12 protein-coding genes and 1 pseudogene are annotated in these 16,765 nt (G+C 53.8%); 3 read left to right on the top strand and 10 right to left on the bottom strand.

Features of this window, described 5'->3' with window-relative positions:
• The first annotated feature begins 35 nt into the window (after positions 1-35).
• The 3 genes from ACLH1U_RS24610 to ACLH1U_RS24620 all read left to right on the top strand — a co-directional run bounded on the left by ACLH1U_RS24610 (position 36) and on the right by ACLH1U_RS24620 (position 2,367).
• Positions 36-1,568, top strand: a complete 1,533-nt coding sequence (locus tag ACLH1U_RS24610; RefSeq protein WP_017901111.1) for a sensor domain-containing diguanylate cyclase — start codon at positions 36-38, stop codon at positions 1,566-1,568.
• A gap of 172 nt (positions 1,569-1,740) precedes the next feature.
• Complete coding sequence (locus ACLH1U_RS24615) at positions 1,741-2,046, top strand: PTS sugar transporter subunit IIB (protein ID WP_002884150.1); 306 nt, start codon at positions 1,741-1,743, stop codon at positions 2,044-2,046.
• Between the two features lie 3 nt (positions 2,047-2,049).
• Positions 2,050-2,367: a PTS lactose/cellobiose transporter subunit IIA gene (locus ACLH1U_RS24620; protein ID WP_004206755.1), complete on the top strand. Its 318-nt coding sequence runs from the start codon at positions 2,050-2,052 to the stop codon at positions 2,365-2,367.
• A gap of 43 nt (positions 2,368-2,410) precedes the next feature.
• On the opposite strand, the gene dcuB is transcribed toward ACLH1U_RS24620, so the two are convergent.
• From dcuB to tuf, 10 genes and pseudogenes are all read right to left on the bottom strand, one after another.
• Positions 2,411-3,751, bottom strand: a complete 1,341-nt coding sequence (dcuB, locus tag ACLH1U_RS24625) for an anaerobic C4-dicarboxylate transporter DcuB (protein WP_224359811.1) — start codon at positions 3,749-3,751, stop codon at positions 2,411-2,413.
• A gap of 397 nt (positions 3,752-4,148) precedes the next feature.
• A complete protein-coding gene (gene rpoC / locus ACLH1U_RS24630) occupies positions 4,149-8,372 on the bottom strand; it encodes a DNA-directed RNA polymerase subunit beta' (RefSeq protein ID WP_023291591.1) in 4,224 nt (1,407 codons plus the stop codon).
• 76 nt (positions 8,373-8,448) lie between these two features.
• Positions 8,449-12,477: a DNA-directed RNA polymerase subunit beta gene (gene rpoB, locus ACLH1U_RS24635; protein WP_004206758.1), complete on the bottom strand. Its 4,029-nt coding sequence runs from the start codon at positions 12,475-12,477 to the stop codon at positions 8,449-8,451.
• A gap of 324 nt (positions 12,478-12,801) precedes the next feature.
• Positions 12,802-13,167 (bottom strand): 50S ribosomal protein L7/L12, encoded by a 366-nt coding sequence (gene rplL / locus ACLH1U_RS24640; protein ID WP_002884142.1) that lies wholly within the window; start codon positions 13,165-13,167, stop codon positions 12,802-12,804.
• A 66-nt stretch (positions 13,168-13,233) separates the two neighbouring features.
• Complete coding sequence (gene rplJ / locus ACLH1U_RS24645) at positions 13,234-13,731, bottom strand: 50S ribosomal protein L10 (RefSeq protein WP_001207203.1); 498 nt, start codon at positions 13,729-13,731, stop codon at positions 13,234-13,236.
• 289 nt (positions 13,732-14,020) lie between these two features.
• Complete coding sequence (gene rplA / locus ACLH1U_RS24650) at positions 14,021-14,725, bottom strand: 50S ribosomal protein L1 (protein WP_002884036.1); 705 nt, start codon at positions 14,723-14,725, stop codon at positions 14,021-14,023.
• A gap of 3 nt (positions 14,726-14,728) precedes the next feature.
• Positions 14,729-15,157 carry a 50S ribosomal protein L11 gene (gene rplK / locus ACLH1U_RS24655; RefSeq protein WP_002884034.1) on the bottom strand — a complete coding sequence of 143 codons (429 nt, stop codon included), beginning with the start codon at positions 15,155-15,157 and terminating at the stop codon, positions 14,729-14,731.
• A gap of 156 nt (positions 15,158-15,313) precedes the next feature.
• Positions 15,314-15,859: a transcription termination/antitermination protein NusG gene (gene nusG, locus ACLH1U_RS24660; protein ID WP_001287521.1), complete on the bottom strand. Its 546-nt coding sequence runs from the start codon at positions 15,857-15,859 to the stop codon at positions 15,314-15,316.
• A gap of 1 nt (position 15,860) precedes the next feature.
• Positions 15,861-16,244: a preprotein translocase subunit SecE gene (secE, locus tag ACLH1U_RS24665; RefSeq protein ID WP_002883772.1), complete on the bottom strand. Its 384-nt coding sequence runs from the start codon at positions 16,242-16,244 to the stop codon at positions 15,861-15,863.
• Positions 16,245-16,581: 337 nt separating this feature from the next.
• Positions 16,582-16,765 (bottom strand): annotated as a pseudogene (tuf, locus tag ACLH1U_RS24670) (elongation factor Tu); the annotation flags it as partial.

A 16,765-nucleotide genomic window follows, 5' to 3' on the forward strand; every position in this document is an offset into this window, starting at 1 on the left:
CCCATGGTTTATACATCCGGGACGATTAACGATTCATGGCTCTACACAACAGAAAGCTCTCTTTCACGACGCCGATCGTCGTGGGGTTTGCCGGCATCTTGCTCAGTTTTATGCTGATCGCTATTTTTGTCACCCTGGCGCAGCGAAAAGATTTTCTTGAAGATTATCACGACATTAACCGCAACTTTACCCACAACCTGGCGATCAACTACACGGAAACCCTGCTGCGGGAAAATGATTTTATCCTTGGGCGCGCGGTCGCCTTCTTTGCCCGCAATGACGAACTGAATCGCGCAGTCAATGTGGAACCGGAGAAAGGGTTAACGACGCTGATGCAGTTACAGAACATGATGCCGAGCGTCTCATCCATCTCGCTGGCGGATACCGAGGGCCACTATCTGCGCGCCCCGGAGGTGCTGGAAAATGAAGACAGTCAGGCTTTCGATCCCAGAACGCGACCCTGGTTTATCAAACAGGCGGAAGCCAGCACCTTCAGCCACTACACCAGCCCATATATGGATTTTTTTACCCACCATCCGACGATTACCATTTTCAAACCCATCATCACCCCGGAGGGGAAACTCAAGGGCAGCCTGGCCTTTCATCTCGATCTCACCTCCATGGGGTTCGCGCTGCGCCAGATGGTGGCCCCCGTACAGGGCGAGTTTTTTGTGGTGCAGCGTGATGGCAAAGTGGTCCTGCACTCCGACCCTGGCGCGCTGTTTAAACCCTTCGTCAGTAATGAGCTGATGGATAAAATGACCAGCGGCGAGGGGCAGCTTTACGATCCCGGGAGCGACACCTGGTATTACTATTACTCCTTTACCAATCCCGACTGGTTTGTGATTTTCCGTGTCGATAACACTACCCTGGTTAATCTGACGCGCCATGAAACCAATTTAGTGATCGGCGGTTTCGCCCTCGCGGCGATCATCATCATCCTGTTCGGCCTTTATCTGCGTCATGCCTCCCGCACCGTGCTGATGAATATCATCAATGCGATTAAAACCGGCGACGTCAAACGCGCCCCACGCCTCGAGGCGATGCTGAGTAAAGCCATTGAAACCAATAAGCAGCGCGAACTGACCTACGTCCGCCAGGCGACCATTGACGCGCTCACCGGCTGCAAGAACCGCCGCGCCTTCGACAGCGATATTGCCGCGCTGATGAACGATCATCAGCCGTTCGCCCTCGCGCTGGTCGATATCGATAACTTTAAATCGATCAACGACACCTGGGGTCACCTCAACGGCGATATCGTTCTGCGTAACGTCGCCCGCGAAGGGCTGCAGGTCCTCCAGCCGCTGGAGATATCCCTCTATCGCTATGGTGGTGAAGAGTTCGCGGTGGTCTTTCCTGCCGAACATATTGATAACGCCCGCACGCTGCTGGAAACATGGCGGGTAAACGTCGAACGGCGCACCTGGCGCGAAGATGGCCTGACAGTCACCTTCAGCGCCGGGCTGGGGGAATGGAACATGGAGCCGCTGGATAAACTGGTGGTGAGCGTCGATGAAGCGCTGTACAAAGCCAAACAGCAGGGTAAAAACCGTATCCTGCGCGCCTAGGGCTTTAGCGCCGCAACCGCCCACTTCGGTGGGCTTTTTTATTTTTTCCGGCAAAAATGAAACCGGTTTCAATTTTTGTGTGATGACTTACACACAATCACGGTAAAGCGGTTGTCGCATCGCCAGGGCCGCGATAAACATAAGACATCACGGAACACAAGGGCCACTGACTATGAAGAATATCGTTTTGTGCTGTGCCGCCGGTATGTCTACCAGCATGCTGGTTCAGCGTATGCAAGATGCCGCGCAGAAGAAAGGTGTTGAGGTCTCAATCAAGGCCGTACCGGTCGCCGAGTTTAAAGATAATCTGGCCGCCGCCGACATTATTCTGCTCGGCCCGCAGGTGAAATATGAGCAGGCGAAGCTGCAGGCGCTGGCCGACCCGTTCGGCAAAAAGGTCGCCGTGATCGATATGATGGACTACGGCATGATGAAAGGTGATGCCGTTCTGGATAAAGCCCTTAAGATGCTGGAGTAATCGATGGAAGATTTAGAAACGATCATCATGGAGCTGCTGGTTAACGCGGGTTCTGCGCGCAGCGCGGCGCTGACGGCGCTACAGCTGGCGCGGAAAGGCGATTTTGCCGCAGCGGAGCAGGCCATGGCCGAGTCCCATGAGTTCGTCAAACATGCGCATAAAATTCAGACCCAGCTTATCGGCCTGGATGAAGGCAGCGGTAAGCTACCGGTCAACCTGATCACCGTGCATTCTCAGGACCATCTGATGAACGCCATGGTCATTCAGGATCTGGCGACCGATATGATTGAACTATACCGTCGCCTGCCCCTCGCGCAATAACCTCTCGAATTGAACGGGCGTCGCTGCCGGCGCCCGTCCCCGCTTACAGAAAGCCGTACATCGCAGCGAATAGCCAGCCAAAAACGCAGGAGACGCCAACGCCGATGAGCCCGGGCAGGATAAAGCTGTGGTTAATCACAAAGCGGCCAATATGGGTGGTCCCTGAGCGGTCAAACTGGATCGCCGCCAGATCGCTGGGGTAGGTCGGCAGAATATAGTAGCCATAGCAGGCCGGCGCAGAAGCCACGATATAGGCCGGGTCGACGCCGATGGCCAGGGCCACCGGAACAATCGCCGCCAGCGCTGCCGCCTGCGAGTTTACAAACTTCGAAACCAGCAGCAGCACGATGGCATAGGCCCATGGATACTCTTTGACCATCTCCCCGAGCACGCCTTTAATTTCGGTCATGTGAGCGCCAAACATGGTCTCCGCCATCCAGGCGATGCCGTACACCGCGACGATAGCGATCATTCCCGAACGAAAGACCTCATTTTTGGAAATCGATGCCGGGTTGGTTTTAGTAATGATGATGATCAGCGCCCCGGAGAGCAGCATAAACATCTGGATCACCAGCACCATCGACAGCGGTTTACCGTCAAAGGTCGGACGCAGTTCAGAGAAGGCGCCGAGCAGTGCCACCACAGCGATGGAGGCCAGAAAAATCCACATCGCTATCCAGTTGCTGGTGGGCAACTTTCTATCCAGCAGCGTCGCCGTATCGCCATAGACGTAATGGCGGTTCTCCGGTACCGCAATAAACGCCTGGAAGGCTTCGTCTTTATCCAGATCTTTGCCACGGAACCAGCTGAAGATGCCGATGGCTAAAATGCCCAGCAGCGTGGAAGGAATGGTTATCGCCAGCAGATCGAGAAACTCGAGATGTTTACCGTTAAAGGTAAAATTCCCCAGCATCGCCACCAGCGAGACCACCGCCACCGAGACCGGGCTGGCGATGATCCCCATCTGGGCGCCAATGGAGCTGGCGGCCATCGGACGCTCCGGGCGAATGTTATTCTTAATCGCCACATCGTAGATAATCGGCAGGATGGTATACACCACGTGACCGGTACCGCAGAGGATAGTCAGCGTGCAGGTGACGAAAGGCGCCACAATAGAGACATATTTTGGGTTACGCCGCAGCAGCTTCTCGGCAATCTGCAACATGACATCCAGGCCGCCGGACGCCTGCAGCGTCGCCGAGGCGGCCACCACCGCAATGATCACCAGCATCACATCAACCGGCGGTTTACCCGGCTGGAGATGAAAAACAAAGACGAGGATCACTAAACCGATGCCGCCCAGCAGCCCCAGCGCAATACCGCCTTTTCGGGCACCATAAAACAGACAAATTAAGATAATAATGAGTTGTATCGCGAATTCCATGCAGCCCCCAGAGCCTGTCCACTCAGACCTAAAGTAATGATCCCTACCTGCCTGCCGGGATTATTTCTGCGCCTTGTTGGGGGAAGCATGAGATGCAGCGATCCCTCTCCAGGCCGTCGCGCCGAAGATAAAGCAGCAGCAGTAATCCCATGATTCATCAGGTATTTTGAATATATCCTCTTTGAATTGTTTATTTTTTGATATGAGTAGAAGTTTTACCCATATATAAAGAAAGGTTTTTGAGGTGCAAGGCTAAAGGATATTTTTTATGAATTAATTGCTAAAAAATTGCATCCTGGATATGGCGTAAATGTAATTAAAGACGGGGACAGCGGAGAACAGGCAATAAAAAAGCCGGTCAGGAAACCTGACCGGCTTTTTAGCAGTGCATCAACGATTAATCGTTGTCAGAACCGCCCAGACCTGCGTTCAGCAGCTCTGCCAGGTTGGCAGATGCTTCTTCCACGCTCACCTGCGGTGCCGCCGGCAGTTCGCCAGCAGCGCGACGGCGCATACGATCCTGGTGGTACGCATAACCGGTACCGGCCGGGATCAGACGACCCACGATGACGTTCTCTTTCAGACCGCGCAGTTCGTCGCGTTTGCCCGCAACGGCTGCTTCGGTCAGCACGCGAGTGGTCTCCTGGAACGATGCCGCGGAGATGAAGGACTCGGTGGCCAGAGACGCTTTGGTGATACCCAGCAGATCGCGGGAGAACGTTGCGCCCACTTTGCCGTTCGCTTCCAGTTCGCGGTTTGCGATCTTGACGCGGGAGTATTCCACCTGCTCGCCTTCGAGGAAGTCGGAGCTGCCTGCGCTTTCGATGGTGGCTTTACGCAGCATCTGACGAACGATAACTTCGATGTGCTTATCGTTAATCTTAACGCCCTGCAGACGGTATACGTCCTGGACTTCGTTAACAATGTAACGGGTCACAGCATGTACGCCACGCAGACGCAGAATGTCGTGCGGTGCTTCCGGACCGTCGGAAACTACGTCACCACGTTCTACACGTTCACCTTCGAACACGTTGAGCTGACGCCATTTCGGAATCATCTCTTCGTACGGCTCGCTACCGTCTACCGGGGTGATAACCAGGCGACGTTTCCCTTTGGTTTCTTTACCGAAGGAAATGATACCGCTGATTTCAGCCAGAATAGCCGGCTCTTTCGGACGACGTGCTTCGAACAGGTCCGCAACGCGCGGCAGACCACCGGTGATGTCCTTGGTACCGCCGGATTCCTGCGGAATACGCGCCAGGGTGTCACCAGAGCTGATCTGTACGCCATCTTCCAGCTGAACAATCGCTTTACCCGGCAGGAAGTACTGAGCAGGCATATCGGTACCTGGGATCAGAACGTCGTTGCCCTGAGCATCAACGATTTTCAGCGCCGGACGCAGATCTTTACCACCTGCGGTACGTTCTGCAGAGTCCAGAACCACCAGCGAAGACAGACCGGTCAGCTCGTCGGTCTGACGAGTAATGGTCTGGCCGTCGATCATATCAGTGAAGCGGATAAAACCACTCACTTCGGTGATAACCGGCATGGTGTGCGGATCCCAGTTTGCGACGGTTTCACCGCCGGCAACCTGCTCACCGTCGCCTTTCGCCATAACCGCACCGTAAGGCACTTTATAGCTCTCTTTGGTACGACCGAATTCGTCGATCAGCTTCAGCTCGGTGTTACGAGAAGTGATAACCAGTTTACCGCTGGAGTTCACAACCGACTTCGCGTTGCTGAGCTTGATGCTACCTTTGTTTTTCACCTGGATGCTGGATTCAGCAGCCGCACGAGATGCCGCACCACCGATGTGGAACGTACGCATCGTCAGCTGTGTACCCGGCTCACCGATGGACTGTGCCGCGATAACGCCGATAGCCTCACCTTTGTTGATGATGTGGCCACGCGCCAGGTCACGACCATAGCAGTGCGCACATACACCAAAGTCGGTGTCACAGGATACAACGGAACGCACTTTGACGGAGTCAACGGAGTTCGCTTCCAGCAGGTCACACCAGTGCTCGTGCAGCAGCGTGTTGCGTGGAACCAGAATATCCGCAGTACCCGGCTTCAGCACATCTTCCGCCGTTACACGACCCAGTACGCGATCGCGCAGCGGCTCTTTAACGTCGCCACCTTCGATAACCGGCGTCATAGTGATGCCTTCCAGGGTGCCGCAGTCGTCTTCAGTGACGACCAGGTCCTGGGCAACGTCGACCAGACGACGAGTCAGGTAACCGGAGTTCGCTGTTTTCAGTGCGGTATCCGCCAGACCTTTACGCGCACCGTGCGTGGAGATGAAGTACTGGAGTACGTTCAGACCTTCACGGAAGTTCGCGGTGATCGGCGTTTCGATGATGGAGCCATCCGGCTTCGCCATCAGACCACGCATACCGGCCAGCTGACGAATCTGTGCAGCAGAACCACGCGCACCGGAGTCGGCCATCATGTAGATGCTGTTGAAGGAAACCTGCTGCTCTTCCTGACCGTCACGGTTAATCACGGTTTCGGTTTGCAGGTTATCCATCATCGCTTTGGATACACGATCGTTCGCCGCAGCCCAGATATCGATAACTTTGTTGTAGCGTTCGCCCGCGGTCACCAGACCGGACTGGAACTGTTCCTGAATCTCAGCAACTTCCGCTTCCGCTTCGCTGATGATTTCGTATTTTTTCTCCGGGATGACCATGTCATCGATACCAACGGATGCACCTGAACGCGCTGCATAAGCAAAGCCGGTGTACATCGTCTGGTCCGCGAAAATAACGGTCGGTTTCAGGCCCAGAATACGGTAGCAGGTGTTCAGCATCTTGGAGATCGCTTTCTTACCAAGCGCCTGGTTCACGATAGAGAACGGCAGACCTTTCGGTACGATCATCCACAGAATGGCACGGCCAACGGTCGTGTCTTTCAGGCTGGTTTTCGCGACAAACTCACCATTGTCGTCTTTTTCGTATTCAGTGATACGCACTTTAACGCGCGCATGCAGAGAGGCCAGGCCGGCGCGATAAATACGCTCAGCTTCTTTCGGGCCAGTCAGCACCATGCCTTCGCCTTTGGCGTTAACACTGTCACGGGTCATGTAGTACAGACCCAGTACAACGTCCTGAGACGGAACGATGATTGGTTCGCCGTTCGCCGGGGACAGGATGTTGTTGGTAGACATCATCAGCGCACGCGCTTCCAGCTGGGCTTCCAGCGTCAGCGGTACGTGAACAGCCATCTGGTCACCATCGAAGTCGGCGTTGTATGCCGCACAAACCAGCGGGTGCAGCTGGATGGCTTTACCTTCGATCAGAACCGGTTCGAATGCCTGGATACCCAGACGGTGCAGGGTCGGCGCACGGTTCAGCAGGACCGGGTGTTCGCGGATAACTTCGTCCAGGATATCCCAAACGACAGCTTCTTCGCGCTCAACCATCTTCTTAGCGGCTTTGATGGTGGTGGCCAGGCCACGCAGTTCCAGCTTGCCGTAGATGAACGGTTTGAACAGCTCCAGCGCCATTTTCTTCGGCAGACCGCACTGATGCAGACGCAGATATGGACCTACGGTGATAACAGAACGACCGGAGTAGTCAACACGCTTACCGAGCAGGTTCTGACGGAAACGACCCTGTTTACCTTTGATCATATCGGCCAAAGATTTCAGAGGACGTTTGTTAGAACCGGTGATCGCACGACCGCGACGACCGTTGTCCAGCAGGGCGTCAACCGCTTCCTGCAGCATACGTTTTTCGTTGCGTACGATGATATCCGGCGCAGCCAGATCCAGCAGACGTTTCAGACGGTTGTTACGGTTGATCACGCGACGATACAGATCGTTGAGGTCAGACGTCGCGAAACGACCGCCATCCAGCGGAACCAGCGGACGCAGATCTGGCGGCAGTACCGGCAGAACGGTCAGGATCATCCACTCCGGCTTGTTGCCAGACTGTACGAAGGCTTCCAGCAGCTTGATGCGCTTGGTCAGCTTTTTACGCTTGGTTTCGGAGTTGGTTTCGTTCAGCTCTTCACGCAGCTGCTCGCATTCCTGCTCCAGATCCATATTGCGCAGCAGCGCCTGGATCGCTTCCGCACCCATCTTCGCGTCGAATTCGTCACCGAACTCTTCCAGCGCGTCCAGGTACTGTTCTTCGGTCAGAATCTGGTTGCGTTCGAGGTTGGTCATGCCACCTTCGATAACCACATAGGATTCAAAGTACAGTACACGTTCGATATCGCGCAGCGGCATATCCAGCAGCAGGCCGATACGGGACGGCAGGGATTTCAGGAACCAGATGTGCGCAGTCGGACATGCCAGCTCAATGTGGCCCATGCGCTCACGACGCACTTTAGTCTGGGTCACTTCAACGCCGCACTTCTCACAGATCACACCGCGGTGTTTCAGGCGCTTGTACTTACCGCACAGGCACTCATAGTCTTTTACCGGCCCAAAGATACGGGCGCAGAAAAGGCCGTCACGCTCAGGTTTGAACGTACGGTAGTTAATGGTTTCCGGCTTTTTAACTTCACCGAAAGACCATGAACGGATCATGTCTGGCGAAGCCAGAGCAATTTTGATCGCATCAAACTCTTCGGTTTTAGTTTGCGCTTTCAGAAACTTTAATAAGTCTTTCACGGATTTGCTCCCGTCGGAGTTAGCACATTCCGCTGCCGGGCGTTAACCCGGCAGCAGTGACCTGTTTGAGCGAGAATTACTCGTCTTCCAGTTCGATGTTGATGCCCAGCGAGCGAATTTCTTTCAACAGTACGTTGAAGGATTCCGGCATGCCCGGTTCCATCTGGTGATTGCCGTCCACGATGTTTTTATACATCTTGGTACGACCGTTCACGTCATCAGACTTAACGGTGAGCATTTCCTGCAGGGTGTAGGCTGCGCCGTATGCTTCCAGCGCCCACACTTCCATCTCACCGAAGCGCTGACCACCGAACTGCGCCTTACCACCCAGCGGCTGCTGAGTCACCAGGCTGTAAGAACCGGTGGAACGCGCGTGCATTTTGTCGTCGACCAGGTGGTTCAGTTTCAGCATGTACATGTAACCCACGGTTACCGGACGCTCGAACTGCTCACCGGTGCGGCCGTCGAACAGGGTGATCTGACCGGAAGTCGGCAGGTCGCCCAGCTGCAGCAGCGCTTTAATTTCCGCTTCTTTCGCACCGTCGAACACCGGCGTTGCGATCGGCATACCTTTACGCAGGTTTTCAGCCAGACGCAGAACTTCTTCATCGCTGAAGGTATTCAGGTCAACTTTCTGACGAACGTCAGCGCCCAGATCGTAGGCACGCTGGATGAACTCGCGCAGTTTCGCGACTTCCTGCTGCTGTTTCAGCATGGCGTTGATCTTATCGCCGATGCCTTTCGCAGCCATACCCAGGTGAGTTTCCAGGATCTGACCGATGTTCATACGAGACGGTACGCCCAGCGGGTTCAGGACGATATCTACCGGCGTACCGTTAGCATCGTGCGGCATATCTTCGATCGGGTTGATCTTAGAGATAACACCCTTGTTACCGTGACGACCTGCCATCTTGTCACCAGGCTGGATACGGCGTTTAACGGCCAGGTATACCTTAACAATCTTCAGCACGCCCGGTGCCAGATCGTCGCCTTGGGTGATTTTGCGGCGTTTCGCTTCGAGTTTTTTCTCGAACTCGTGTTTCAGTTCGTCGTACTGCTCAGCCAGTTGTTCCAGCTGATTTTGTTTCTCTTCGTCGGTCAGGCCCAGTTCCAGCCAGCGATCGCGCGGCAGTTTGTCGAGCTTCTCAGCTTCAACGCCGCCGGAGACCAGCACCGCGTAGATACGACTGAACAGACCGGCTTCGAGGATCTGCAGTTCTTCAGACAGGTCTTTTTTGGCCTGCTTCAGCTGCATCTCTTCGATTTCCAGCGCACGTTTGTCTTTTTCTACGCCGTCACGGGTAAAGACCTGAACGTCGATAACGGTACCAGAGACACCGTTCGGTACGCGCAGAGAAGAGTCTTTAACGTCAGACGCTTTCTCACCGAAGATCGCACGCAGCAGTTTCTCTTCCGGCGTCAGCTGGGTTTCACCTTTCGGCGTAACCTTACCAACCAGAATGTCGCCGCCGGTCACTTCCGCACCGATATAAACGATACCGGACTCATCCAGTTTGGAGAGCGCAGCTTCACCCACGTTCGGGATGTCAGCGGTGATCTCTTCCGGCCCCAGCTTGGTGTCACGGGACACGCACGCCAGTTCCTGAATGTGGATAGTGGTGAAACGGTCTTCCTGGACAACACGCTCGGAAACGAGGATGGAGTCTTCGAAGTTGTAGCCGTTCCACGGCATGAACGCGACGCGCATGTTCTGACCCAGCGCCAGCTCACCGAGGTCGGTGGACGGGCCGTCGGCCAGCACGTCGCCGCGCTCGATAGGTTCGCCCAGGGACACGCAAGGCATCTGGTTGATGCAGGTGTTCTGGTTGGAACGGGTGTATTTGGTCAGGTTATAGATGTCGATACCCGCTTCGCCCGGGTACATCTCGTCTTCGTTAACTTTGATAACGATACGGGAAGCATCCACGTACTGAACGGTACCGCCGCGCTTAGCAACGGCAGTAACGCCGGAGTCGACGGCTACAGCACGTTCCATACCGGTACCAACCAGCGGCTTATCAGCGCGCAGAGTCGGAACGGCCTGACGTTGCATGTTCGCACCCATCAATGCACGGTTGGCGTCATCGTGTTCCAGGAACGGGATCAGGGACGCACCGACGGATACCACCTGCTGGGTGGATACGTCCATGTAGTCAACCTGGTCGCGGCTGAACAAGCTGGATTCGCCTTTGCTACGGCAGGTCACCAGATCTTCTACGAAGTGGCCGTTTTCATCCAGGTTGGAGTTCGCCTGAGCGATAACGTAGTTGCCTTCTTCGATAGCAGACAGGTAGTGAATTTCGTCGGTAACCACACCGTCGGTCACTTTACGATACGGCGTCTCGAGGAAGCCATATTCGTTGGTCTGCGCGTATACGGACAGGGAGTTGATCAGACCGATGTTCGGACCTTCAGGCGTTTCGATTGGACATACGCGACCGTAGTGAGTCGGGTGTACGTCTCGAACTTCGAAGCCTGCGCGCTCACGGGTCAGACCACCTGGGCCGAGTGCGGAGATACGACGTTTGTGCGTGATCTCAGACAGCGGGTTGTTCTGGTCCATAAACTGAGACAGCTGGCTGGAACCAAAGAACTCTTTCACTGCTGCGGAAATCGGCTTGGCGTTGATCATATCCTGAGGCATCAGGGTATCCAGATCGCCCAGAGACAGACGCTCTTTCACCGCACGTTCTACACGTACCAGGCCAACGCGGAACTGGTTTTCCGCCATTTCGCCAACGGAACGGATACGACGGTTGCCGAGGTGGTCGATATCGTCCACTTCGCCTTTACCGTTACGGATATCGATGAGCTTCTTCATCACTTCGATGATGTCGTCTTTGCTCAGGATACCGGAACCTTCGATTTCGTCGCGCAGCAGAGAACGGTTGAACTTCATACGACCAACCGCGGACAGATCGTAGCGGTCTTCGGAGAAGAACAGGTTCTCAAACAGGCTTTCAGCGGCTTCACGAGTCGGCGGCTCGCCAGGGCGCATCATGCGGTAGATTTCTACCAGCGCGCTCAGACGATCGTTAGTCGGGTCGACGCGTACCGTTTCAGAGATGTATGGACCGTGGTCCAGATCGTTGGTAAACAGCGTTTCGATGCGCTTGTGGCCAGACTGGCTCAGCTTAGCCAGCAGATCCAGGCTCAGCTCCATGTTCGCCGGGCAGATCAGTTCGCCAGTCGCTTCATCGATATAGTCTTTAGCCGCCACTTTGCCCGCGATATATTCAACCGGCACTTCGATATGCTTGATATCGTCTTTTTCCAGCTGACGGATATGGCGAGCCGTGATGCGACGGCCTTTCTCAACGTACACTTTGCCGTTGGCTTCGATATCGAAGGAGGCGGTTTCACCGCGCAGACGCTCCGGAATCAGCTCCATCTGCAGCTTGTTGTCGCGAATTTCAAAGACCACTTTTTCGAAGAACAGGTCAAGGATCTGCTCAGTGGTGTAATTCAGCGCGCGCAGGATGATGGTAGCCGGCAGCTTACGACGACGGTCGATACGAACGAACAGGTTGTCTTTCGGGTCGAATTCGAAGTCCAGCCAGGAACCGCGGTAAGGGATGATACGTGCGTTATACAGAACCTTACCGGATGAGTGAGTCTTACCTTTGTCACTGTCAAAGAAGACGCCCGGGCTACGGTGCAGCTGAGAAACGATAACACGCTCGGTACCGTTGATGACGAAGGTACCGTTGTCGGTCATGAGCGGGATTTCGCCCATGTAGACTTCTTGTTCTTTAATGTCTTTGACGGTGCCTTCCGGCGCTTCGCGCTCGTAGATCACCAGACGCAGTTTTACGCGCAGCGGTGCAGAGTAAGTCACGCCACGGATCTGACATTCTTTAACGTCAAAAACCGGTTCGCCCAGACGGTAGCTGACGTATTGCAGCTCGGAATTACCGCTGTAGCTCTGAATCGGGAACACGGAACGGAAAGCAGCTTCCAGACCGTACTGCCCTTCAGGATCTTGCTCGATAAACTTCTGGAACGAGTCAAGCTGGATAGAAAGGAGATATGGCACATCCAGAACTTGTGGACGTTTACCAAAATCCTTACGAATACGTTTTTTCTCGGTATAGGAGTAAACCATAGGGTTCCTCAGCTCGCTGACAAGTCGACCCATCTGCCCGCAGAGGGCAGTTTTTTATGCAACACTATTTTGTTGACCGGAAAATGGAACACTTTCCGCAATGCCTGTTGCTATCACGCTTAAACCATTTCATTGCGATTTACACAGCCCAGGAACCCTAACCTGTCGCAGTATATTAAGTCGTCGATAGAAACAAGCATTGAGAGGCAAACCAGTAGTCAAACAGCGTGAAACGCTACTGGCGCCTTACAGCGCAAAAAGGCTGGTGACCAAAAAGTCACCAGCCTCAGCCTGATTTCTCAGGCTGCAACCGGAAGGGTTGGCTTATTTAACTTCAACTTCAGCGCCAGCTTCTTCCAGAGATTTTTTCAGAGCTTCAGCGTCGTCTTTGCTGATGCCTTCTTTCAGTGCAGCCGGAGCAGATTCTACCAGGTCTTTAGCTTCTTTCAGACCCAGGCCAGTCGCGCCACGTACTGCTTTGATAACAGCAACTTTGTTAGCGCCAGCAGCTTTCAGAATTACGTCGAATTCAGTTTTTTCTTCAGCAGCTTCAACCGGGCCAGCAGCTACAGCTACAGCAGCAGCAGCGGAAACACCGAATTTTTCTTCCATTGCAGAGATCAGCTCAACAACGTCCATTACGGACATAGCGGATACTGCTTCAATGATTTGATCTTTAGTGATAGACATTTAAATTGTTCCTGAATATCAGAATAAGTTTATACGTAAGCGAATGCTTTACAATGATAACTGCGATTAAGCAGCTTCTTTCGCATCGCGTACAGCAGCCAGAGTACGAACCAGTTTGCCAGCCGAAGCTTCTTTCATGGTTGCCATCAGGCGTGCAATTGCTTCTTCGTAGGTCGGCAGAGTTGCCAGGCGGTCGATCTGCGACGCCGGGATCAGCTCACCTTCAAAGGCAGCGGCTTTGACCTCAAATTTTGCATTCGCTTTCGCGAACTCTTTGAACAGACGAGCAGCAGCGCCCGGGTGTTCCATAGAGTATGCAATCAGGGTCGGACCAACAAACGTGTCTTTCAGGCACTCGAACTGAGTACCTTCAACGACGCGGCGCAGCAGGGTGTTACGAACAACACGCATGTATACGCCAGCTTCACGACCTGCTTTACGCAGTTCAGTCATTTTATCTACAGTTACGCCACGGGAATCCGCAACTACTGCAGACAGCGCGCCTTTGGCTACTTCGCTGACTTCAGCAACAATCGCTTGTTTGTCTTGAAGATTTAAAGCCATTAGCTTTGCTCCTGGATGTTTGCCAGAGCCTATGCTCTGGAACTCACTTCACTCAATTCAACGAATAGAGCGTCTAAATACGGTGAGCAGAAACAAGCCAGAATATCCAAAAATAATCTTAGCGTTCTGTCACCGTCTACGCAGGGGATTAAGTTTCTTGCGAAACACCTGCGGTCTTCGACGGAGGCCTGGATAGGCCAGGCTCCAACGAACAATTCGGTTACCTGCTAACCATCGTTAGCAAACGTGGGCGAAGATTGTAGACAAATTCGCCGCCCACGTAAAGGCATTAGTTTGCAGAAGCGTTCAGGCCAGCCTGATCTACTGCAACACCTGCACCCATGGTGGTGGAGATGCTAACTTTCTTGATGTACACGCCTTTCGCCTGAGTCGGTTTTGCTTTTTTCAGCGCAACCAGCAGAGCTTCCAGGTTTTCTTTCAGTTTGTCAGCGTCAAAGTCCACTTTACCGATGGTGGTGTGGATGATGCCGTTTTTGTCGTTACGGTAACGAACCTGACCTGCTTTCGCGTTTTTAACCGCTTCAGCAACGTTCGGAGTTACGGTACCCACTTTCGGGTTCGGCATCAGGCCACGCGGACCCAGAACCTGACCCAGCTGGCCAACAACGCGCATTGCATCCGGGGAAGCAATAACAACGTCAAAGTTCATTTCGCCTTTTTTGATCTGCTCAGCCAGATCTTCCATACCTACCAGCTCAGCGCCTGCAGCTTTAGCAGCTTCAGCGTTTGCGCCCTGGGTAAATACGGCTACGCGAACGGAACGGCCAGTACCGTGCGGCAGTACAGTTGCGCCACGGACGTTCTGGTCAGATTTACGCGCGTCGATGCCGAGGTTAACGGCAACGTCTACGCTTTCGGTAAATTTAGCGGTGGCCAGCTCTTTCAGCAGAGCGATGGCTTCGTTGATGTCGTACTGTTTAGTTGCATCAACTTTCTCACGGATCACGCGCATGCGCTTGGTCAGTTTAGCCATTTCTTAGTCCTCCACTACCAGGCCCATGGAACGTGCAGTACCTTCGATGGAGCGAGTCATCGCTTCAATGTCGGCACCAGTCATGTCGGCAGCTTTGGTCTGCGCGATTTCCTGCAGCTGAGCGCGGGAGATTTTACCCACTTTATCTTTGTTCGGCTTACCGGAACCAGACTTGATGCCTGCAGCTTTCTTCAGCAGAACAGCAGCCGGCGGAGTCTTGGTAACAAAGGTAAAGGAACGGTCAGCGTAAACGGTGATAACAACCGGGATCGGCAGACCTTTCTCCAGGGAATCAGTTTTGGCGTTGAACGCTTTGCAGAATTCCATGATGTTCACGCCCTGCTGACCCAGTGCTGGGCCGACCGGCGGGCTCGGGTTCGCCATACCAGCTGCAACCTGCAGCTTGACGTAGGCTTGGACTTTCTTAGCCATTCTTAAATCCTCAAATTGGGTATTAACGCTTCAGAGAAGCTCCCCGTGATTAAACATCGTTTTACGGGCCGGGCCCATAAAAACAAAAGGCGCGAAATTGTATGCCAATTTCGCGCCCTATGCAACGATTAAATCGCTGCTTTTTTGATCGCCGGCTTACGCCTTCTCAACCTGGCTGAAGTCCAGTTCTACCGGGGTCGCACGACCGAAGATAGAAACGGAAACTTTCAGGCGGGACTTCTCATAGTCCACTTCTTCCACCACGCCGTTAAAGTCAGCGAACGGACCGTCGTTAACGCGAACCATTTCACCCGGTTCAAACAGCGTTTTCGGACGCGGCTTATCGCCAACCTGCTGCAGACGATTCATGATGGCGTCGACTTCTTTGTCGCTGATCGGCGCCGGACGGTCAGAGGTACCGCCGATGAAGCCCATCACGCGCGGTACGCTGCGCACCAGGTGCCAGCTTGCGTCGTTCATGACCATCTGGACCAGAACGTAGCCCGGGAAGAATTTACGTTCGCTTTTGCGACGCTGGCCGCCACGGATCTCAACCACTTCTTCGGTCGGGACCATGACTTCGCCAAATAACTCTTCCATGTTGTGTAATTTGATATGTTCACGCAGCGACGTGGCTACGCGACCTTCAAAACCGGAAAACGCCTGAACGACGTACCAGCGCTTTTTAGGAGCTTCAGACATCTCAGAACCTCAGGCCAGTGATAAAGGAGACCAGGCGAACCAGAATACCATCCAGTCCCCACAGGATCAGTGACATTACTGCAGTCACGGCAGCAACAATCAGCGTAGTATGCAGCGTTTCCTGGCGAGTCGGCCAAATCACTTTACGAACTTCGGTTCTCGCTTCGCGAGCAAAAGCAACGGTCGCCTTACCTTTCGTCGTCAACAGCGCGACGCCACCGGCAGCAGCAATAAGAATAACCACGGCCAGCGCACGCACCGCCAGCATAATGTCGCGATAAAGGAAGTTGCCCACGATCGCCACGATCAGCAGCACGGCAACGATAATCCACTTCATCGCTTCCAGGCCGCGCCCGCTCCCTTGAGCTTCGGTATTCGCACTCATAAACCAACCTGTCAGAAGTATTCTACAAACAATTTCACCCCGCGGGGGCGAGGCGATCCAAACCGAAATTAAGTTTCGGATTATACACTTAACTATTCAAATTGCTTCAACGCTGACGGTTCTGTCGCCCCTGCCCTGCTGTTGCAAAGAAGGATACTGATTTGCCGTCGCACTACCGCTCGAATGGTTTGGTGTATAAACGCCCTCTTCAGAGCCTGTCTCAGCAATGATTATGACAAATAAAATCACTGATGAGCCAGGTTCTGGTGTGAAAGCGTGCAAAAAGGGCATCAAATGATGCCCTTTTATTGCGCATTGCGTCAAATGTTATCAGCGATTAGCCGAGAACTTTAGCAACCACGCCCGCGCCAACGGTACGACCGCCTTCACGGATTGCGAAACGCAGACCATCGTCCATCGCGATCGGGTGGATCAGGGTAACAACCATTTTGATGTTGTCGCCCGGCATTACCATCTCTACGCCTTCCGGCAGTTCGATGGTGCCAGTCACGTCAGTAGTA

This window comes from Klebsiella sp. 1SOBk5mer (assembly GCF_046603115.1).
Lineage (GTDB): Bacteria > Pseudomonadota > Gammaproteobacteria > Enterobacterales > Enterobacteriaceae > Klebsiella > Klebsiella quasipneumoniae.